This window comes from Pseudarthrobacter sp. W1I19, assembly GCF_030817835.1.
GTDB lineage: Bacteria > Actinomycetota > Actinomycetes > Actinomycetales > Micrococcaceae > Arthrobacter.
This window is the reverse complement of record NZ_JAUSZR010000001.1, coordinates 2,087,129-2,105,874: the sequence shown is the minus strand read 5'-3', so window position 1 is coordinate 2,105,874 and position 18,746 is coordinate 2,087,129. Positions and strand designations below refer to the sequence as shown.

Annotated in this window: 15 protein-coding genes and 1 pseudogene; 7 read left to right on the top strand and 9 right to left on the bottom strand. The window is 63.9% G+C overall.

Translation table 11 applies throughout. The features are described 5' to 3' along the window. Positions 1–1,128 carry a molecular chaperone DnaJ gene (gene dnaJ, locus QF038_RS09910; protein ID WP_091419930.1) on the bottom strand — a complete coding sequence of 376 codons (1,128 nt, stop codon included), beginning with the start codon at positions 1,126–1,128 and terminating at the stop codon, positions 1–3. Positions 1,129–1,210: 82 nt separating this feature from the next. Continuing rightward, positions 1,211–2,224, bottom strand: coding sequence for a heat-inducible transcriptional repressor HrcA (gene hrcA / locus QF038_RS09905; protein ID WP_307609992.1), 1,014 nt, complete (start codon positions 2,222–2,224; stop codon positions 1,211–1,213). Between the two features lie 175 nt (positions 2,225–2,399). Between hrcA and QF038_RS09900 the strand changes: the two genes are divergently transcribed. Then, positions 2,400–3,254 (top strand): DUF3097 domain-containing protein, encoded by an 855-nt coding sequence (locus tag QF038_RS09900; RefSeq protein ID WP_307609991.1) that lies wholly within the window; start codon positions 2,400–2,402, stop codon positions 3,252–3,254. A gap of 140 nt (positions 3,255–3,394) precedes the next feature. Beyond that, positions 3,395–3,814 (top strand): DUF4870 domain-containing protein, encoded by a 420-nt coding sequence (locus QF038_RS09895; protein WP_307609990.1) that lies wholly within the window; start codon positions 3,395–3,397, stop codon positions 3,812–3,814. Between the two features lie 332 nt (positions 3,815–4,146). Here QF038_RS09895 and hemW read toward each other — a convergent pair whose 3' ends face one another. Both hemW and lepA read right to left on the bottom strand, forming a co-directional pair. Beyond that, the gene (gene hemW, locus QF038_RS09890; RefSeq protein WP_307609989.1) at positions 4,147–5,376 is read right to left on the bottom strand and encodes a radical SAM family heme chaperone HemW; all 1,230 of its coding nucleotides are present in this window, start codon (positions 5,374–5,376) and stop codon (positions 4,147–4,149) included. 36 nt (positions 5,377–5,412) lie between these two features. Further along, on the bottom strand, positions 5,413–7,266 hold the full coding sequence (gene lepA / locus QF038_RS09885) for a translation elongation factor 4 (RefSeq protein WP_170850802.1): 1,854 nt from the start codon (positions 7,264–7,266) through the stop codon (positions 5,413–5,415). Positions 7,267–7,442: 176 nt separating this feature from the next. Between lepA and QF038_RS09880 the strand changes: the two genes are divergently transcribed. Continuing rightward, the gene (locus QF038_RS09880) at positions 7,443–8,042 is read left to right on the top strand and encodes a type II toxin-antitoxin system PemK/MazF family toxin (RefSeq protein ID WP_307609988.1); all 600 of its coding nucleotides are present in this window, start codon (positions 7,443–7,445) and stop codon (positions 8,040–8,042) included. A gap of 141 nt (positions 8,043–8,183) precedes the next feature. Next, positions 8,184–8,444: a 30S ribosomal protein S20 gene (gene rpsT, locus QF038_RS09875; RefSeq protein WP_091419918.1), complete on the top strand. Its 261-nt coding sequence runs from the start codon at positions 8,184–8,186 to the stop codon at positions 8,442–8,444. A gap of 109 nt (positions 8,445–8,553) precedes the next feature. Here the strand turns inward: rpsT and QF038_RS09870 are convergent, their stop codons facing one another. The 3 genes from QF038_RS09870 to QF038_RS09860 form a co-directional block, all read right to left on the bottom strand. After that, a complete protein-coding gene (locus QF038_RS09870; protein WP_307609987.1) occupies positions 8,554–9,291 on the bottom strand; it encodes a VOC family protein in 738 nt (245 codons plus the stop codon). Between the two features lie 64 nt (positions 9,292–9,355). Continuing rightward, positions 9,356–10,372, bottom strand: coding sequence for a DNA polymerase III subunit delta (gene holA, locus QF038_RS09865; protein WP_307609986.1), 1,017 nt, complete (start codon positions 10,370–10,372; stop codon positions 9,356–9,358). Then, positions 10,306–11,346, bottom strand: coding sequence for a ComEC/Rec2 family competence protein (locus tag QF038_RS09860; protein ID WP_307609985.1), 1,041 nt, complete (start codon positions 11,344–11,346; stop codon positions 10,306–10,308). The genes holA and QF038_RS09860 overlap by 67 nt, the downstream gene beginning before the upstream one ends. A 396-nt stretch (positions 11,347–11,742) precedes the next feature. Here QF038_RS09860 and QF038_RS09855 point away from each other — a divergent pair, with 396 nt between their 5' ends. The 3 genes and pseudogenes from QF038_RS09855 to QF038_RS09845 all read left to right on the top strand — a co-directional run bounded on the left by QF038_RS09855 (position 11,743) and on the right by QF038_RS09845 (position 14,018). After that, entirely contained in the window at positions 11,743–12,423 is a 681-nt protein-coding gene (locus QF038_RS09855; protein ID WP_307609984.1) for a hypothetical protein, read from the top strand. Between the two features lie 308 nt (positions 12,424–12,731). Then, positions 12,732–13,172 (top strand): annotated as a pseudogene (locus QF038_RS22320) (prevent-host-death protein); the annotation flags it as partial. A gap of 111 nt (positions 13,173–13,283) precedes the next feature. Further along, positions 13,284–14,018 (top strand): abortive infection family protein, encoded by a 735-nt coding sequence (locus QF038_RS09845; protein WP_307609982.1) that lies wholly within the window; start codon positions 13,284–13,286, stop codon positions 14,016–14,018. Between the two features lie 658 nt (positions 14,019–14,676). Here the strand turns inward: QF038_RS09845 and QF038_RS09840 are convergent. Both QF038_RS09840 and QF038_RS09835 read right to left on the bottom strand, forming a co-directional pair. Beyond that, positions 14,677–16,059, bottom strand: coding sequence for a hypothetical protein (locus tag QF038_RS09840; RefSeq protein WP_307609981.1), 1,383 nt, complete (start codon positions 16,057–16,059; stop codon positions 14,677–14,679). Between the two features lie 87 nt (positions 16,060–16,146). Beyond that, positions 16,147–17,208: a YaaC family protein gene (locus QF038_RS09835; protein WP_307609980.1), complete on the bottom strand. Its 1,062-nt coding sequence runs from the start codon at positions 17,206–17,208 to the stop codon at positions 16,147–16,149. Between the last annotated feature and the right edge of the window lie 1,538 nt (positions 17,209–18,746).

The following is an 18,746-nucleotide window of genomic DNA, read 5'->3' as shown; positions in this document are numbered from 1 at the left end:
CTACAGGTTACCGAACCGGTCCCGGAGCTTGGCGAACATACCGCCGCTGGCGGCCAGCTTGCCCTCCGTGATCTGCTCGCCGCGCAACCTGGCGAGCTGGCGCAGCAGGTCCTCCTGCGCCGCGTCCAGCTTCGCCGGCGTCTCCACCTGCAGATGGACCTTCAAGTCACCACGGCCGTAACCGCGCAGGTGGGTCACACCCAGCCCGCGCAAGGTGATGATTTCCCCGGACTGCGTTCCTGCCTTGACATCGATCTCCTGGGGACCGTCGAAGGTTTCCAGGGTGACGTCTGTTCCCAGCGCGGCTGCGGTCATGGGGATGTTCAGGGTGGCGTGCAGGTCGTCGCCCTCCCGGACATAGGTGGCATCGTTGTTGACCCGGATTTCAACGTACAGGTCTCCGGCGGGGCCGCCGGCAGGACCGGCCTCGCCCTGGCCGGAGAGCTGGATGCGGGTGCCCGTGGCAACGCCGGCGGGAACCTTGATGGTCAGCGAACGCCGGCTGCGGATGCGGCCCTGCCCGCTGCACTCGTTGCAGGGGTCCTTGATGACGGTGCCGAAGCCTTCGCAGGTGCCGCACGGGGCGGCGGTCATGACCTGGCCCAGGATGGACCGGACCGCCCGCTGGACCTGGCCGCTGCCGCCGCAGATGTCGCAGCGCTCGGGGTGGGTGCCCGGCCTGCAGCACGAGCCTTCGCAAGTTGGGCAGACCACTGCCGTATCCACTTCGAGCTTCCTGTTGACGCCGAAAACGGCGTCGCGAAGTTCGATCCGGACGCTGATGAGGGCGTCCTGGCCGCGCCGGACACGCGATGCAGGCCCGGAGGAACCGCCGGCGCCAAAGAACGTATCGAAGATGTCCTGGAAGGCGAAGCCCTGGCCGGCGTACGCTCCGCCGCCGAACCCGTTGTCCGTACCGTTCTCGTTGCCGGTGGTGTCGTACACCCGGCGCTTCTGGGGATCGGAGAGAACTTCGTAGGCGTGGGTCACGGCCTTGAAGCGGTCTGCTACATCTTCACCGGGGTTAACGTCCGGGTGAAGGGTGCGGGCCAGCTTGCGGTAGGCCTTCTTGATCTCTTCCCCGGTTGCATCCGGTGAGACTCCAAGGACTTCGTAGTGGCTGCTCAAAGTTCGTATCTCTTCCTTGTTGTTTTGCCTGCAGCTGTACTGCGGGCGCTACTGTTCGTGCCTGGTCGCCGGACGGGGCGGGTCAGGGACCCAAAATCCGTGACAGGTACCGGGCGACGGCCCTGACCGCGGCCATGGTGGTGGGGTAGTCCATCCTCGTGGGGCCCAGGATGCCAATCTTCGCGACGCTGTCCGGCCCGTAACCGGTGGCCACCACCGATGCCTCGGCCAGACCGTCGTACGGGTTCTCGCGGCCGATGCTGACGGCCACCCCACGGTGGTCCTGCGCCATCTCGCTCAGGAGCCGCAGCATCACCACCTGTTCCTCCAGCGCCTCCAGCACGGGGCCGATGCTGAGCGGAAAATCCACGTTGGAACGGGCAAGGTTGGCTGTCCCGGCCATCACCATGCGGTCCTCACGGCTGCTGTGGGCCAGGGCTTCCAGTCCGTGCGCCAATGCCTGGGCTGCCTGCCGCTGTGCGGGGGCGACGCCGGACACTACTGTGGGCAGCGACTGCGTCAGCTGGCTCAGGGCAGTCCCGCCGAGGGAAGCCAGGAAGTGCGTGCGTAAGGCACCGAGGACGTCGTCGCCGAGGTCCTGCCCGACGTCGATGACACGCTGCTCCACCTTGCCGCTGTTGGCGATCAGCACCACCAGCACCTTCCGCGGTGCCAGGAGGACGAATTCGATATGCCGGACCAGGGCGCGGTTGAGGTGCGGATACTGGACCACTGCCACCTGGTTGGTCAGCTGGGACAGCAACCGGACGGTGCGCTCCAGGACGTCGTCGAGGTCGTCTGCCCCTTCCAGCAGGGACTGGATGGCCCGGCGTTCGGCCTGGGACAGCGGCTTGACCGCGGAAATCTGGTCCACAAAGAGCCGGTAGCCCTTGTCCGTGGGAATGCGGCCTGCGCTCGTGTGCGGGGCGGTGATCAGCCCTTCGTCCTCAAGTGCAGCCATATCATTGCGAATGGTGGCGCTGGAGACACCAAGATGGTGCCGTTCCACCAGGGCCTTGGACCCGACGGGCTCGCGCGAGTGGACATAGTCCTCCACGATGGCCCGCAGTACTTCAAGCTTGCGCGGTTCGCTCACACTCCACCTCCATCCAGGGATCAGGGCAGCCGTTCCGCCCGCACCGTACCTCACAGGGGTTAGCACTCGACATGCCTAAGTGCTAACAGTCTATTATGACTCGCCCCGTTGTTAGCATTGGTACCGCTCCGGGCGAAATTCCGGGTCCGGATCCAGCACGAAGCGGAGTTCATCCATGCAATACCAGAACTGGGGAGCCCAGGACCTGACGGCGCCCGCACGCTCGCAACTGCCCGAAGTGCCGGTGGAGCGCGGAATGGTCCTGGAGGAAGTCCAGTCCGGCTGGGTTGGCGCAGTGACGCGGGTGGAAAAATCAGGCGGCATGCACGTGGTGGCCCTGGAGGACCGCCGGGGCAAGTCCAGGTCCTTCCGGCTGGGTTTCGGTTTCCTCCTGGAAGGCCAGGCCATCCGGCTGATGCCACCGGCGCCCAAGCAAGCCCAGACCGGCGGCCCGGCCGGCGGGAGGACGGCATCCGGTTCGGTGCGGGTGGCGGGCCAACGGGCACAGGTGGCCAAGGCGAGCCGCATCTGGGTGGAAGGAAAGCACGACGCCGAACTGGTGGAGAAGGTATGGGGCGACGACCTTCGGGTGGAGGGCATCGTCGTCGAACCCCTGCACGGCATTGATGACCTGGCGGCGGCCGTTGCCGGTTTCAGGCCCGGTCCCGGACGGCGCCTGGGCGTGCTTGTGGACCATTTGGTGCCCGATTCGAAGGAGTCGCGCATCGCGGACGCCGTGATGGCCTCCCCCGGCGCCGCGGGAAACGTCCTCATTGTTGGCCACCCCTACGTCGACGTCTGGCAGGCGATCCGTCCGGCCGTCCTGGGCATTGGGAAGTGGCCTGAAGTGCCGCGCGGGCAGGACTGGAAGACCGGTATCCTCAAGGCATTCGGCTGGCCGCACGCCACCAAGGAAGACATCGGGCTGGGCTGGCAGAAACTGCTGGGCGCCGTGCGCACCTACGCGGATCTGGAAGCATCCCTGCTGGGCAGGGTGGAGGAAGTGATCGACTTCCTCACTGTCCCCTGAGCTGACAGGATCCAACGGGCGGACGTCGGCGGGGGCGGCTTCACCAAGTATTCTTGGTACCGCGGTGTCTGCTTCTGGCAGTGCCTCAGCAGATATTGGCATTCTTACTCAGCAGCATTGCACTTTCGAAGGAACAGACTGTGGCGGAAAACGCACAAGATCACAGGGACAGCCAGGGCGGCCAGGGCCGTTCGGAGTACCATGGCGTCCCCGCGAATGCGCTGCCCCTGACGGCCAGCGAAGACAGGCAGTGGGCTACGCTCTCGCACTTCGGCGGGATCCTGGGCTGCGTCCCTGCACTCCTGATCTACCTGATCTTCCGTGACCGGGGCCCTTTCACCGCGCAGGAGTCCAAGGAGGCGCTGAACTTCAGCCTGCCCCCAACCATTGCCGCCGTGGTTGCCAACATCCTGGTGTTTGTGCCGGTTGTGGGCAACATCTTCGCCGTCATCGCAACCCTGATCTGGATTGCCCTGACATGCTTCTCGGTGGCGGCCGGAATCCACGTGAACCGCGGCCAGCCGCACCGCTACCAGTACAACCTCCGCTGGATCAAGTAGTCCCCACTGGCACCCTAGCCTCGCTTCGCTTCGGCCAGGGAACCCTGCCAGCGTGGGCCCAACCACCGGCACGCAGCCTTGCTTCGCTTCGGCCAGGGAACCCTGCCAGCGTGGGCCCAACCACCGGCACGCAGCCTTGCTTCGCTTCGGCCAGGGAACCCTGCCAGCGTGGGCCCAACCACCGGCACGCAGCCTCGCTTCGCTTCGGCCAGGGACCCCTGCCAGCGTGGGCCCAACCACCGGCACGCAGCCTCGCTTCGCTTCGGCCAGGGACCCCTGCCAGCGTGGGCCCAACCACCGGCACGCAGCCTCGACCAGGCTGGGCCCGGGGGTTAGTCCGGGAGAACCCGGCGCACCACCGCATCGGCAAGCAGCCTGCCCTTGAGCGTGAGGACCAGCCGGCCCCGGAAGGCTGCCGCCGGCTCCACCAGGCCGTCCGCGATCAGGCCGGCCACTTCGTGCCTGCCGTCGGCACCGAGGGCCGAGACAGCCAGGCCTGACTGCAGCCGTGCCTCAAGCATCACCCGCTCCACGTTCCGGGTTTCCGGGTCAAGCGTTTCCCGGCCGGCGGCCGGCGAGAGGCCCTGGGCCAGCCGGCCTGCATAGGCTGTGGGGTGTTTGACGTTCCACCAGCGGACGCCGCCCACGTGCGAGTGCGCACCGGGCCCGATCCCCCACCAGTCATCCCCGCGCCAGTAGGCGAGATTGTGGCGGCAGGCCTGATCCGGCGTTCGGGCCCAGTTGCTGACCTCGTACCAGCCCAGGCCGGCTTCGGTGATCAGCTGATCGGCCAGCTCGTACTTGTCGGCGTGATCGTCGTCGTCAATACCGGGAACTTCACCACGGCGGATCTGGGCGGCAAGCTTGGTGCCGTCCTCAATAATCAGCGCATAGGCGCTGATGTGGTCGGGCTCGTAGGACAGCGCGGTTTCCAGCGAGTGGCGCCAGTCAGCGAGCGACTCCCCCGGCGTCCCGTAAATCAGGTCCAGGCTGACCGACAGTCCCGCTTCCCGTGCCCAGCGGACCACCTCTGGAACGCGGCTTGGGGTGTGCGTCCGGTCCAGGACTTTCAGGACGTGCGGCACGGCGGACTGCATACCGAAGGAGACCCTGGTGAACCCGGCCTCTTTCAGGACCGCGAGGGATTCCGGCGTCACCGAATCGGGATTGGCCTCCGTGGTGACCTCGGCGCCATCTTCGATGCCCCACTGGTCGATGGCCCGGCGGAGGATCAGGGCCAGGTCTGCGGCGGGCAGCAGCGTGGGCGTGCCGCCGCCGAAGAACACCGTGCTCAGTTTTCGGGGAGGAAGGCCCGACGCCGGGAGGACCTTCGCTGCCAGCGTCACCTCCGAGGCGGCAGTCTGGGCGTAGGCATCCTGAGAGGCGCCGCCGCCCAGTTCCGTTGCGGTGTAGGTGTTGAAGTCGCAATAGCCGCAGCGCACGGCACAGAACGGTATGTGGACGTACAGCCCGAACGCCCGCTCCGCCGCGCCGTCCGCTGCCTGGGCAGGCAGCAGGCCGTCCGACGGCGCCGGGTCGCCGAGGGGAAGAGTACTAGGCATTGCGGTGGCCTCCGGTGTTGCCGGACGCGGTGTTCACTACTTCTTGGCCTTGTCCTTGGACTCGTCGGTGGTGAGGGCGGCAATGAACGCTTCCTGGGGGACCTCCACGCGGCCCACCATCTTCATGCGCTTCTTGCCTTCCTTCTGCTTCTCCAGCAGCTTGCGCTTGCGGGAGATGTCGCCGCCGTAGCATTTGGCCAGGACGTCCTTGCGGATGGCGCGGATGCTTTCGCGGGCGATGATCCTGGAGCCGATGGCAGCCTGGATGGGCACCTCGAACTGCTGGCGCGGAATGAGCTCGCGCAGCTTGGTGGTCATCATGACGCCGTAGGAGTACGCCTTGTCGCGGTGGGTGATTGCGGAGAAAGCATCCACCTGCTCGCCTTGGAGCATGATGTCCACCTTGACGAGGTCGGCCACCTGGTCGCCGTCGGCCTTCCAGTCCAGCGAGCCGTAGCCGCGGGTCTTGGACTTCAGGATGTCGAAGAAGTCGAAGACGATCTCGGCCAGCGGCAGGCGGTACCGGATTTCCACCCTGTCCTCGGACAGGTAGTCCATGCCGCCCATAACACCGCGGCGGCTCTGGCACAGTTCCATAATGGCGCCGACGAATTCGTTCGGTGCCAGGATGGTGGCGGACACCATCGGCTCGCGGACCTCGGAGATTTTGCCGGAAGGGTACTCGCTGGGGTTGGTCACGTGGACCACCTTTTTGTCTTCCAGCGTTACTTCGTATTCCACGTTGGGTGCGGTGGAGATGAGGTCCAGGTTGTATTCGCGTTCGAGCCGTTCACGCGTGATTTCCAGGTGGAGCAGTCCGAGGAAGCCCACGCGGAACCCGAAGCCCAGTGCAGCGGACGTTTCCGGCTCATATACCAGCGCGGCGTCGTTGAGCATCAGCTTCTCCAGTGCATCGCGAAGCACCGGGTAGTCAGTGCCGTCCAGGGGATACAGTCCGGAGAAGACCATCGGCTTGGCATCGGCATAGCCGGGCAGCGAGTCAGCAGCCGGTTTGGCAAGGTTGGTGACGGTATCACCGACCTTGGACAGCCGGACATCCTTAACGCCCGTGATGAGGTAGCCCACTTCGCCAACGCCCAGGCCCTTGGAGGGGGTGGGCTCCGGGGAGCTTACCCCGATCTCGAGGAGTTCGTGCGTGGCCCGTGTGGACATCATCTGGATGCGTTCGCGCGGGTGCAGCATGCCATCCACAACGCGCACGTAGGTGACCACACCGCGGTAGGTGTCATAGACGGAGTCGAAGATCATGGCGCGGGCAGGAGCATTTGCGTCGCCCTCCGGGGCGGGCAGGTCGCGGACGATCTTGTCCAGCAGCGCTTCAACGCCCATTCCGGTCTTCCCCGAAACGCGGAGCACGTCCTCGGGGTCTCCACCGATCAGGCTGGCAAGTTCTGCCGCGTACTTCTCGGGCTGGGCCGCCGGGAGGTCGATCTTGTTCAGGACCGGAATGATGGTGAGATTGTTTTCCATCGCCAGGTACAGGTTGGCGAGCGTCTGGGCCTCTATGCCCTGCGCTGCGTCAACCAGCAGGATTGCGCCTTCGCAGGCCGCCAGGGAGCGGGAGACCTCGTAGGTGAAGTCCACGTGGCCGGGCGTGTCGATCATGTTCAGCGCGTAGCTGGTGCCGTCGAGTTCCCAGGGCATACGGACAGCCTGGGACTTGATGGTGATGCCGCGCTCGCGTTCGATGTCCATGCGGTCCAGGTACTGGGCCTTCATGTCGCGGCTTTGGACGACCCCGGTGAACTGCAGCATGCGGTCCGCCAGGGTGGACTTACCGTGGTCAATGTGCGCGATGATGCAGAAGTTCCGAATAATAGCCGGATCTGTCGCGGCGGGCACCGGGGCGGTGCGGGCCATGGGAGACACGCAGGGTCCTTACTGTTGGCATTCACGCGGTTCCGCCAGCGGGGCACAACGAAGGCCCCAGCGGTCAGCCGCACATCTTGGAACCTCCAGTGTCCCACGTCCAGGCCCCTGCCACCGCATTTCCGGGCCTGTTGACGTTCCCCCGGCGGGGAGGCCGCCGGGGATAGGGTTGCGGGATGGCCATCAACCTCCATTCACTCGCAAGCGCCGTCAAAGCCGGCCTGCGCATCCTTCGAAAAGCCGGCACAAGCAAACCTGCGGGCGGGGGCCGCCCGGCCCGGAGCGGCAGGCCCGGCCGGAGCAACTCCATCCCCCCGACGGATCAGGGCGGTCAGCGCCCCGACAACCTGTATCCGGGCGATTATCGGGGCAGCCTTTCTGTCCGCTACGCGCCCCAACCGGATGGTGCACCTGATCCGGGCGAAGTGGTGTGGGCCTGGGTCCCGTACGAGGAGGACTTCAGCCGGGGCAAGGACCGGCCGGTACTCGTGGTGGGCAGAAGCGGCGGCTACCTGCTGGGACTCATGCTGACCAGCAAAGACCGCGTGCCGGCGTCGGCAGCAACAAAGGACTACGTGGACCTTGGACCTGGCGCCTGGGACCGGCAGGGACGCCCTAGTGAGGCTCGGGTGGACCGCATCGTGCAGTTGCACCCGAACAGTGTCCGCAGGGAAGGCTCAGTGCTGGACCGGAAGCGTTTTGAAAAGGTGGCAGCAGCACTCCGGCGGCGACACGGCTGGGACCAGCCTATGCAAAATGGCCAGCCCCGCGCCTGACCTGCTATTCTTTATAGCTGTGTGTCCGTGCAGGTCGACGGCCACTGATGGTTGGCCGCCATAGGTATCCCCACGCCGCTCAGTCAATGGCCAATCTGAAAGCCCTCTAGACCATTTCCGCATTAAAAAGAGAGTTCACACGTGGCGAATATCAAGTCCCAGAAGAAGCGCATCCTCACCAACGAGAAGGCACGCCTGCGCAACAATGCAGTCAAGTCCGAGCTGAAGACGGCCATCCGCGCCGTCAACACTGCCGTTGAGTCCTCGGACAAGGATGCCGCTGCTACGGCCCTGGTTGCTGCCAGCCGCAAGCTGGACAAGGCTGTTAGCAAGGGTGTTCTGCACAAGAACAACGCAGCGAACCGCAAGTCGGCGATCTCCAAGAAGGTCAACGCACTGTAAGGTTTCCAGTTCGCTTGAACTGATGGTTGTGGCCGGTACCGCTTGGTACCGGCCACACATCTTTAACGGCGATCTATCTTTTTGCAGGGGGCTCCGCGCCCGCAGTCAATCAGCCCGGGGTAAGGACGCAGAAATCGTTGCCTTCCGGGTCGGCCAGGCACACCCACGGCACGTTGCCCTGGCCCACGTCCGCATGTGTGGCACCCAGCGTTCGCAGCCGGTCCACCTCCGCTGCCTGATCATCGCCGGGGTACGGCATCAGGTCCAGGTGGACCCGGCCCCATCCGGGATCTCCTGCCGGCTGGCGATGAAACTCAAGATACGGCCCCACGCCCATGGATGAACGAAGCCTGGCAAAGTGGTCGGTTGCCTCATGCAGGGTCCAGTCCATTGCTCCGCCCCAGAACCGGAGCATCGCCTGTGGATCCCTGCAACTGACCACCACGGCGGCGATCGGTCCGGTGTCCCGGTAGACCGAGCGGGGCTCCAGGACGCGGAAAAGGTTGCCCTCCGGATCTGCCAGCACGGTCCAGGGCACATCGGGCTGGCCCACGCCCGCGGGCGTCGCCCCGAGTTGCAGCAGGTGCGCCACCAGCTCGGCTTGATGGGCTGCGGAGGTGCTGTTCAGGTCCAGGTGCGCCTTGTACTTCACCGTCTTCGGATCAGGGACGCTGACCACGTCGACACAGACGGCCGCGGGGTCCGGCCAGACGAAGCCCAGCGGTTCCACGTTGGTCACGCCGGGCCCTTCGCTGGATACGCCCCAGCCGAGCGCGTCCGCCCAGAACCGGCCGAGCGCTGAGTCATCCCCCGCTTTGAAGTTCACTTGAACAAGTCGCAACGCCATAACGCCGACCCTATACCTGAATACCGACCGCTCCGGAAGTTCCTCCCGGCGAGGTACTGGCGGCCTACCTGCCCTGGACTGACATCGCAATGATCCGCACTGCATGTTCCACCGCATACACGGGGTCCCTGGCCAATCCCTTGACCTGGGCGTCGGCCTCAGCCGTCGCCTGGATAGAGCGCACCAGGCCTTCCGGCGTCCATCGCCGGACATCGCGCTGTGCCTGTTCCACCAGCCATGGCTGCATCCCGAGTTCTGCCGCGATCTGCGCCGAGGAACCGGAAGCGCCGGCCACGCGGGCCACGGTCCGGAGCTTGGCCGCCAGGGCGGCGACCAGTGGAACGGGATCTGCTCCCGTCGCCAGTGCGTGGCGGAGGGTGGACAGTGCCAGCGGGCCGTTTCCTGCCATGGCGGCATCTGCCACCTTGAAGGCCGTTGCCTCGATCCGGCCGCCGTAGTAACGGTCCACGATGTCAGTGGTGACCGTGGTGCCGGCGTCGGCGATGAGCTGGCTGCAGGCTGCCGCCAGCTCGGAGAGATTCGCCCCGACGGCGTTGACCAGGGCCTGCACCGCGTCCGGCTCGATCCGCCGTCCCCCGGCCTTGAACTCGGCCGCCACGAACGCCACTTTGTCCGCGTCCTTTTTCAGGGGCTGGCAGTCCACTACCGGCCAGCCGCCTTTTTTGATGGCGTCGAGCAGTTTCTTGCCGCGGGCTCCCCCGCCGTGGCGCAGCACCAGGACAGCATCGGGCTCCGGGTGGGCGAGATAGGCCAGCGCGTCCGCCAGGAAAGCGTCGTTCATCGCTTCAACTGCTTCGACCTCGATGAGTTTGCTTTCGCCGAAGAGGGAGGGGCTGACTTGCATCAGCAAGGTCCCGGCCTCGTAGGACGAGGCATTGATGCGGCTCACTTCGACATCAGGGGTAGCTGCCCGCACCTGGGCGCGGACGCGGTCCATGGCCCTGATGCCCAGGTACTCTTCCGGACCGCCCACCAGGACCACGCCGGCTGGAGTTACGTCCCGCCAGGTGGGGCCGTTCGATGCCGGGGAACGGGTTGCACGCTTCTGCGCAGCGGCCATCGGGGCTTCCTTCCGGAAATTTTGGTGGAGTATCCCAGCCTGCCATGTCCCGGGGCCCGGTCCAAGCCGGCACCGCGGCCGACCTGACGCGATCCCCGGCCCAGCCCGGGCAGCGGCGGGCCGCAAACTTTTCGCAGTGTACGGGCCGCGTATCCCTCCAGCCGTTCAATCATGGCAACGGTCTGCCCGTGGGCTGCGCTGATTCCGCGGCGGAGCCGGTGTGGGCGGGCTGCCGCCCATAAAGCCCCGTATGTCAGCACGGACAGGAACAGCATGGTCAGCAGTCCGGGAACGCCTTCGGGCCATGGAAGGGCCGCACCCGGAAGTTGCGCCGCAAGTCTCGCCGTCGCTGCAACTCCGGCACTGAAGGTGCCTGCCACAGCGATCAGGGCAGTTCCCGCCCACGGGACCAGCACCGCGAGGGGAACGGCAGCTGTTCCCAGCAGTGTCACGGGTGCCACGAGCGGTGAGGCCAGGACGTTGGCCAGCAGCGAGTACGTTGAAAACTGTGGCTGAAGCACCACGGTCACCGGCCCACACAGCAGTTGCGCGGACAAGGGAACTGCAACCGCGGCCGCCGCCCAGCGCGGTATCGGTGCCGGTATCCAATCCATGATGTGCCGGCCGAGGATGATGATCCCCAACGTGGCCAGCACCGACAGGAGGAAACCGAAACTCGACGCCAGCCCCGGGTCCGCCAGCAACAGGCCGATCACGGCCAGGCACAGGAAGCTCAGCCCCCGGCCGGTACGTCCACCCGCCAGGGAAGCCACTGCCACGGCTCCCATCAGGGCTGCGCGCAGGACACTTGCGTCCGGACCCACCAGGAGGACAAACAGTCCAAGGCCTGCCACCGCCAGTGCCGCCGCAGGCACCCGGGGCAGGCGGAGCCGCCGGCAGGCCAGCAGCAGGGCGCCGAGCACCAGGCTGCAGTTGGCCCCAGTGAATGTTAAAAGACGAGGTGGGTAGCTCATATTGGCTGTTTCCCCTGGTCACAGGGGAAACCGCCTCTGAGATTTCGTTCCTCCAGCGCTGGTGAAACCAGTTCAGCAACGCCACCCCTATTCATTCTCTATTCGACCGGTGAGCTGGGAAGGCCAATGAATGGTCACCAAAGATCTTTCATGAGGTGGGTCATTCAGGACAGCTGTGCACGCTTCGTCGGATGCTCTCCGAGCGCTGGCGGCCGGGCTCTGTCAGGCGGAACATCGAGGCGGACCTACACGCCGTGGGTGGTGCGATACTGAGGTCAGTGGAGAGGAGCTATACGTGGCAACGAGGCAGGTGAAGGGCGAATCGATGCAGGAGCTCACCCTCGCAATTGGCTCAGCGCACGTACCATTGGCCTCCGACGAACAGGCTGCCAGCTGATGGCGTGGGACATCGGCGAGCAGATGATCCTTGCCGAGTGGCTGTTTGTGGAGACCGTCGACGACATCCGTCGCAGGTGCCAGGATCCGGCGATGCGCACACGGTACGAGCTGCTGGGCATCGCGCCATTGCTGCGCAAGCTCCTGATCGATGACGCGCCGCTGCTCCATAAGGTACGTGCCGCGAGGCGAGAAGTGCCGGTGCAATTCCGCATCCATTCGTGGAACGACCTAGAGGACAGACTTGCGGGCGACGGCTTGACGCGCTATTTCGGGATCGGAGACGAGAAAATCGTCGGCGGACCGGACGCGTCGCCGATGACCCTCAAGCAATTTCTCAGGACCGTCATCGGCGTTGCCGAAGGCAACGATCTCACGGTAAAGAGCGTGATTCGCTACTACTCGCACGTCGAGGGTGGAGTTCACTTCGGCATACCGAAGGAGCCCGGCGAGCCAACCTTGAGCACCATGTCCCCGATGCTCTTGGGGCACGCGACGGGCCAGGTCCAGATCCTCGGCCACCTCGGGCAGATCGTCGCCGATGCGCTGGAGCCATTGCGCCGTTCAATTCTCTCCCAGCCGACGATTCACAAGCTGTGGCATTCCAAAGACGACCGAGGACTGTTCCTCAACCACTGGACTACGGAGTACCTCGAACGTACGAGCGCGGGGCAGCGCTGACTTGCCTCTAGAGGCACGAAATGGGTCCTCCCCTATCGACTACGTTCTGCTATGACTCCACCACCGTGAAGCCCGAGGAGGTCACCGAGCTCATCGACTTCCTCCTTGCCCGTCCCTGGTCCCCGACCAGTAACGAGGTCCTCCTCCGCCACGCCATCGAGCCCACGCCCGCACGGCGACGTCCGGGCGCAGATGCGATTCATCGAAGCGAGGCATGGGCGTCGGAGATGAGCGCCATCCGCTCCGAAGTTACGCGCTGCAGCGACCCAACCCGCGACTTCCGAACACGTTCCGAATACGATGCAGGCATGACTCTCGTTGCTGGCCGACCCGCGGCCACTAGGCGGTCCTCGGACTTGAGCAAGCACTCAGCCGAGGTTTTCGCGGAGGCGGAGGACCACCCTGTCACGGTGACTCGCCGCGACGGCGAGTCACTGGTGCTCATGTCTCAGCACGAAGCCGATGCCCGGGCAGAGCTCCTGAACATCGCCGCACTGCTTCTCGCTGCTGCGCTTGAGGACGGCCCCCTGACCGAGCACATGGCCAGCCGGTTCCCATGGATGTACGCGCTAAGAGCCGAGGACCGGGACGAATGTGCTCGGGATCTGATCGACGCTGCGCGGGCATCCTTTGCGACACATCAGCCCTGCCTGGCAATCACCGCGCTCACCAGCTGGCGCGAGACAGCCACCGCAATCGCCGCAGGACTGGGCTCGCGACAGGTTGGGTGGATCGCCGAGGACGACGAGACTGCCGTCGAGAGTGCCCCGCGCATGTCCAGAAATACACTGGTCGGACGATCGACGACGAGGTCAGAGCACGTGTCGAACTACGACTCAGATGAGACGAAGTAGACGGACATGGGAACATTCACCCCACGAGTTATGCGGTTGCTCTCGGACGAACTGACCGCTATGCCGCTGCGCCAGATCGACGCTCTGTTCGATGATCGGGGCATCGTGCTCGGTCCGCCGCAGCCCCGCGAAAACGACGAGAGCGTTCGACGGGAGCGAATGCGCCGGCACCTCGCGACGCTCGATTTGAACGGCTCCGCCGATGTACAGCGATTGACGGCCGTCTTCAGCGACGTGCTGCAGAAAATTTTCAACGACAGTGCGGCCAGTTGGGGCACCAACGACGGCTTGCGGGACAAGTGGTGCCGGATCCTGCGCGAGGACGGCTTCGAGGTCGACGAAGCCACCGGCGTGGTGCGACTTGGACGGGTCGGAGCACAGCTGACCGAGCACGCGCTCAACGCCCTGCCCGATCCGCAATCCATCCAGGACCACCTCCGCAGGCTCGGCGACAGCGTCGACACGGATCCTCGGCTCGCGGTGAGCACCGCCAAGGCGCTGATCGAGTCAACCGCCAAATGCGTGCTCACCGCTCGCGGGAAGAGTTACACCCGCGCAGCGAAGGTACCTGCCCTCGTCAACGCCGCACAGGAATCACTCGGCCTGGCAGCCAAGTCGGTCAGCGACGAAGACAAAGCGCTCCGCCAAGCCCTGCAGTCTCTCGTCACCCTCACCCAGAGCGTGACCGAACTCAGGAACAACGTCGGCATCGACCACGGAGCCGAGGAGGTGCCGCGGTAGGTGCGCCCGCGGCACGCCCGCCTGGTCGTCGGAGCGGCGCAGGTCTGGTGCCAGCTCATGCTGGAGACCCTGGCCGATCCGGATGCACCCTGGCGTCGCTCGGCATCCTGATAACGGGCTGAGCTGATCATCGGCCTGGGTGCATCCGGTGGGCACAGCGCCGGTGCGTGTGCATCGCCAACAATCAGTAGTTGGTTGGGTCGTCTGGAGGCTGAGAAGCACCCAGAGATAAAAGCTGTCAAAGGGTACAAAATCTCCTTCTGAAATGCGGTGATACCTTCCAGTGGCAGATTAAGCACCCATATCGACCTCCGCACATTATTCGCCAGATATCGTTCAAAAGGGAGGTGGCTATGCACGAATGGGTGGGCGCACATAGGCAGCCTTGCGGCAATAGCGTAACCCCGCATCACCTGGGGCACGGACACGCCTTCTGCCGGAGCCGGGATACGGGCACGCCCAACCCGGGCGAGACGCTTGTTGACGAAAAGCAGGATGTCGCACTGTGCCCTTGAAACTGACCGGTTGCGGCCCCGTCTCCAGACGGTGAATGCGTCTGATCCAATGAATTGCTGCGAGGGGCGAAGGATCGACATGCCAGGTCAGATCCACGTCTTTTCCAAAGCGGGTCACTGGCTTACGGACACAAAGCGGAGTGTCAGATGAGGTCCTCACCGATAGCGTGAGCCTCCTTCTGCAGAACCATTTGAACCGTTCGAGTCATCGCATCGAGCCACGGATCCTTGACCCCATATTCGGTATCCGGGGTAAGGACCGTATAAGCGAATGCCGTTGGCCTTGCATTGCCGGGATCAGACCGATCGAATCTCCCTGAATGAGCCGTCGCATTTCGCCGTCCATACCAGGCTCGGACTGCAGTGTGAAGATCAGGCGCAGGGTGGACCAGGCTGCTCACCTCGATGCCTGCCATCTTCGAGTTGATGAATTCGTAGACGCGCGGAGCTGCCTGATCGGTCGTCGCTCCGTTCTCCCAGAATGAACCATCGGGCAGCGCAACCCTCACGCCGCCGGCCACTCTACTTGTGGCCAGCGTCTCCAAGACTGACCACAAGCGGAAGTATTTGGCGTCGGGCGCGGCTTCGGCTGTGGCTTCTCCAAATAGGTCAACGCACAGTTGAAGAAGCGGATCTGTCTCTAGGGCTGCGGCTTGAATGAGAAGCGCCGTTTGGCTCTCGCCCGCAAACTCACCGCCCGCGAGGTTTCCCCGATAGCGAGGCAGCTCTAATCGAATTTTGGAACTCACTCGATCATCGGCTTCGCGTGTTTCGATGACTACTCCGACCGGCCTTCCATGAGATCCGCGGCTGAGTGCCAAGAGCCCGAGGATTCGATCACGAACTTGTCTTGTCAATAGTTCCGCTTCTAGAAAATCGACGGCCCACACCCTGGGAAAAGTGATGGCAAGCCACGGGTGCTGGCGTCCAAATTCTTGTGACCAGCGATCTTCGGGGACAGTGGTGTGCCATCCGGCCAGCTCAACAGCCCGCTCGAGGAGACGACGCTCCTCGGAGCCATTAGGCAGCGAATCAATCGGACGAATAGTAACCCCTGGTAAATGCATCTGAGTGCTCAGCAGCACGTTGTCCATCGCGTAGGTGAGGCGATGCTCTCGCGCATTTGGGGATTGCCGATCGCCGATCGCATGGTCATATCGCTCAAGTCGCTCCTTAGCGATTCTCGCCATGGACTCGCTTGACCGCTCCGGTCCACTGAGCGCCGACGAATCGACAATGCTGGGTTCGACGAGCTCGAAGCCGTGACTTGACTGCTCGCCAATAAGAGCGTTCACCCAAATCGCAGTCTCGCGGGCCACTTGCACACCGTCGAACGGCTGATCGACATCGCCCTTCGAGTCAAGCTTCGAGGGGACTGTTGCTATCCAAGAGATCTCGATCGAGTCTGCCGCCCACAATTCAATGGATACCGCTTGACCAGCAAATTCCATGGCTCCACGAATCTTGATCGTAATAGAATCACCCGATCGAAGCTTTTCTGGAGTGATGACAGCGTCAGTGCTCATGATGCATTCTTACATTTGACGGCTGGCTTTCTCGGACGCTCTTAGCTTAAGGATCCACCCCCTGCTCCGACCGCCAGCCTCGATCTTTCATGACAAGCGCTTCAGCGCCCGAAGTGCCAGCTCGGGGACTGCCCTGATCGCCTCGCGGAGGATGAACTCAATTGGTGCCGCGTGGGGGTTGTTCGATATGGAGGTCAGCTTCATCCACACGTTCGGGTAGTACCGGGCCAGACGTGAGAGCGGATAAAGGACTGCCCACCACAGCATGAAGGGATGGGCTGGTTGGCCGCCGTCATCGAGAGATGGGTACACATACTGTGCACCGTGGTATGCCGGCGCGCGATCTGGGATTGAAGCAGGTTCCACACCATCCGCTGGCCGTGCAAAGGACAGCGAAAGGCTCAGCCATCGACCATGTGAGTTCGACATCCCATGACCGTAAGGGACCCTCTGGATGTTGCCCGGCGTCTGCCATCCTTTGAGCGTCGGGTAGTTCTCGAGGAAGTCCCTCAGGAGTTGCCATTCCTTATCGACAATCTCCCCGGGAACAACATTGGGGTCCTCGACGCTCATCTGAAGATCGGGCGGCAGTAGCTGTAGCTCAACGCGCTCGTCACCTTCAAAACCGCCGCCATACGGACTCGCGGGGACCAAATCGAGTCTTTTGAGGTTTCCTCTATGAGGAAGGGGGAACCTCTCGGCGTAAGGCAACAAGTCCCACAGATCGCCGAGCGGAACTGCCTTCGAAATCGGAGACGCGTCGAGGGCTCTTGCGACACCTGGAAACGCTCCTCGCTTCTCGCCGCAGATCATGAGTTGGGCGAGACCTTGCTCGGCAGCCCCCTGCAGCTGTCCGCCGTCGCTAATGCCGTGCCCAGTCAGGCTGTACTCCTTGTTCGACAGGCGTGGAGATGCGGCCGCGATGGCTCTCCCCATCTGCGATAGGCCATAGAAAAGCAAAATCGGCTGAGTGGCAGTGCCGGCCTGAACAGCCGCCATAAACAGCTGTTCAGCCTGTTCCAATGCGGCATCGAAAGTTGCGAGTCGGTCACCCTTTGACGCGGCCCCTGGCTTCTGTGACCTGAGCGCTCTGAGTGCTTGCCAGATCTGCGTAGGAGGATCTGCCCCCATCTCGGCGTACGTGACCATACCCCAGAGGATAGCGCTGGTCGATCTGGCCAGGTCGAGGCGCGCTGGCACGAAATGCACCACCTGCCGGCACGATCCTCTACCCCGCCCCGGTGAGGGAAACGGGTCACCGCCCGAGGACACGAGCTCGACGCCTTCGCCAAGACCCTCCGGGAGATGCCGGCGTTGCGCCTCGTCCGTGATGCACGTCGGGCAGCCCCCAGGAAGGATCACTCACTGAATAGCGTTGACCAGCGCCGCAAGCCTGGGCGTTCGGATCGAAGACAGTCGTTCCATCGACGCGGCAGAGCGATTCCGTGACGAGGACGTCTACGTGGTCTTCGAACGAGCCCGCATGAGACCCGTGAGGATGCTTTGCAGCTCCCTCCGATTGCGGTGTCGCCCAGGAGCGCCACAAGAGGGACGCGGAGCCCGTCCGGAACTTCGCCGGCCGCGACTGCTGCGATGAAGGGCACGGCGTAGGCCGTTGCTTGATATACCGTGCCTTGGCGCTTCTTGTCCAACTGAACGATGAGCACCGCGACGCCGTCGAGTCCGCCATCGACGTTGCACTGACGCCGCCGGCCACGCCCTAGTGTAGCGTGTCGTTGATTCCTTTGGGTCTGAGTGTTTGTCAGACTTGATCCATGGTTTATCGGGCAAGGGCATTGGAATTGCGTGACGGGGACCGAGGAGTCCTGGAGGCGCTGACTCGTGGGAAAGCATCCACTGCGACAGTGGCCCTGCGTGCGCGCACGGTGTTGTTGGCTGCCGACGGGATGCCGAATGTCCAGATCGAGAAGATGACCGGGTTTTCGGCACCCACGGTTTTGAAGTGGCGCAATCTGGTATGTAGAGGGCGGGATTGAGGCCCTGTCCGATGTCCAGCGCCCGGGCCGGGAGCGCGAGATCGACGAACTCGCCACGGCAGTGAACGATGCCCTGATCCGTGGAGTTATGAAGTCAGCACTGCGCCCGAAAGGCTAGAAGCTCGAGATAACGAGCGTCGGATCGTGGCAGAGCCCAAAGTACGAGGCACGCTGGGCGCGTCATTTCCCTGATGATGTCCACGAGCGCCCGGTCCCGATTCCCGACTCAGTGGGAAAATATCACCCGGTCGCCAAAGTGTTCCGAGACAGCACAAAGGCTGTGTCCAAAGAGCACGTCGCCCGGGCAGCCAAACTGCTGCACGGACTGGCCACGGAAAGCACAGCCCGCGGTTACGAAGTCACGCTCCCGTCGAGCCACAAACGCACCGACACTCGGAGACCCACAACCTTGGATGGCGACACCGCCATCACGATCGGCTCAACCACCGTTCCGTTGGAAATGCCGGAACTCCCACCGAACGGCGGATCCGCAAGGCCATACATCTCCAAATACAATTCCCGCAACCAGTCCTGGACGCTGGTAAACAACACCGACTTCGTATCAACGGGGCGGCTCCAACTGGAGTTGACACAAAAATACTCAACCAACGGTCGCCGGGAACGGTTTCCTCTAGTCAACTGCGGCCGTCACGGAGTTCTGAAGCATCTGCCGGTCCTTGAAGGCTGGCC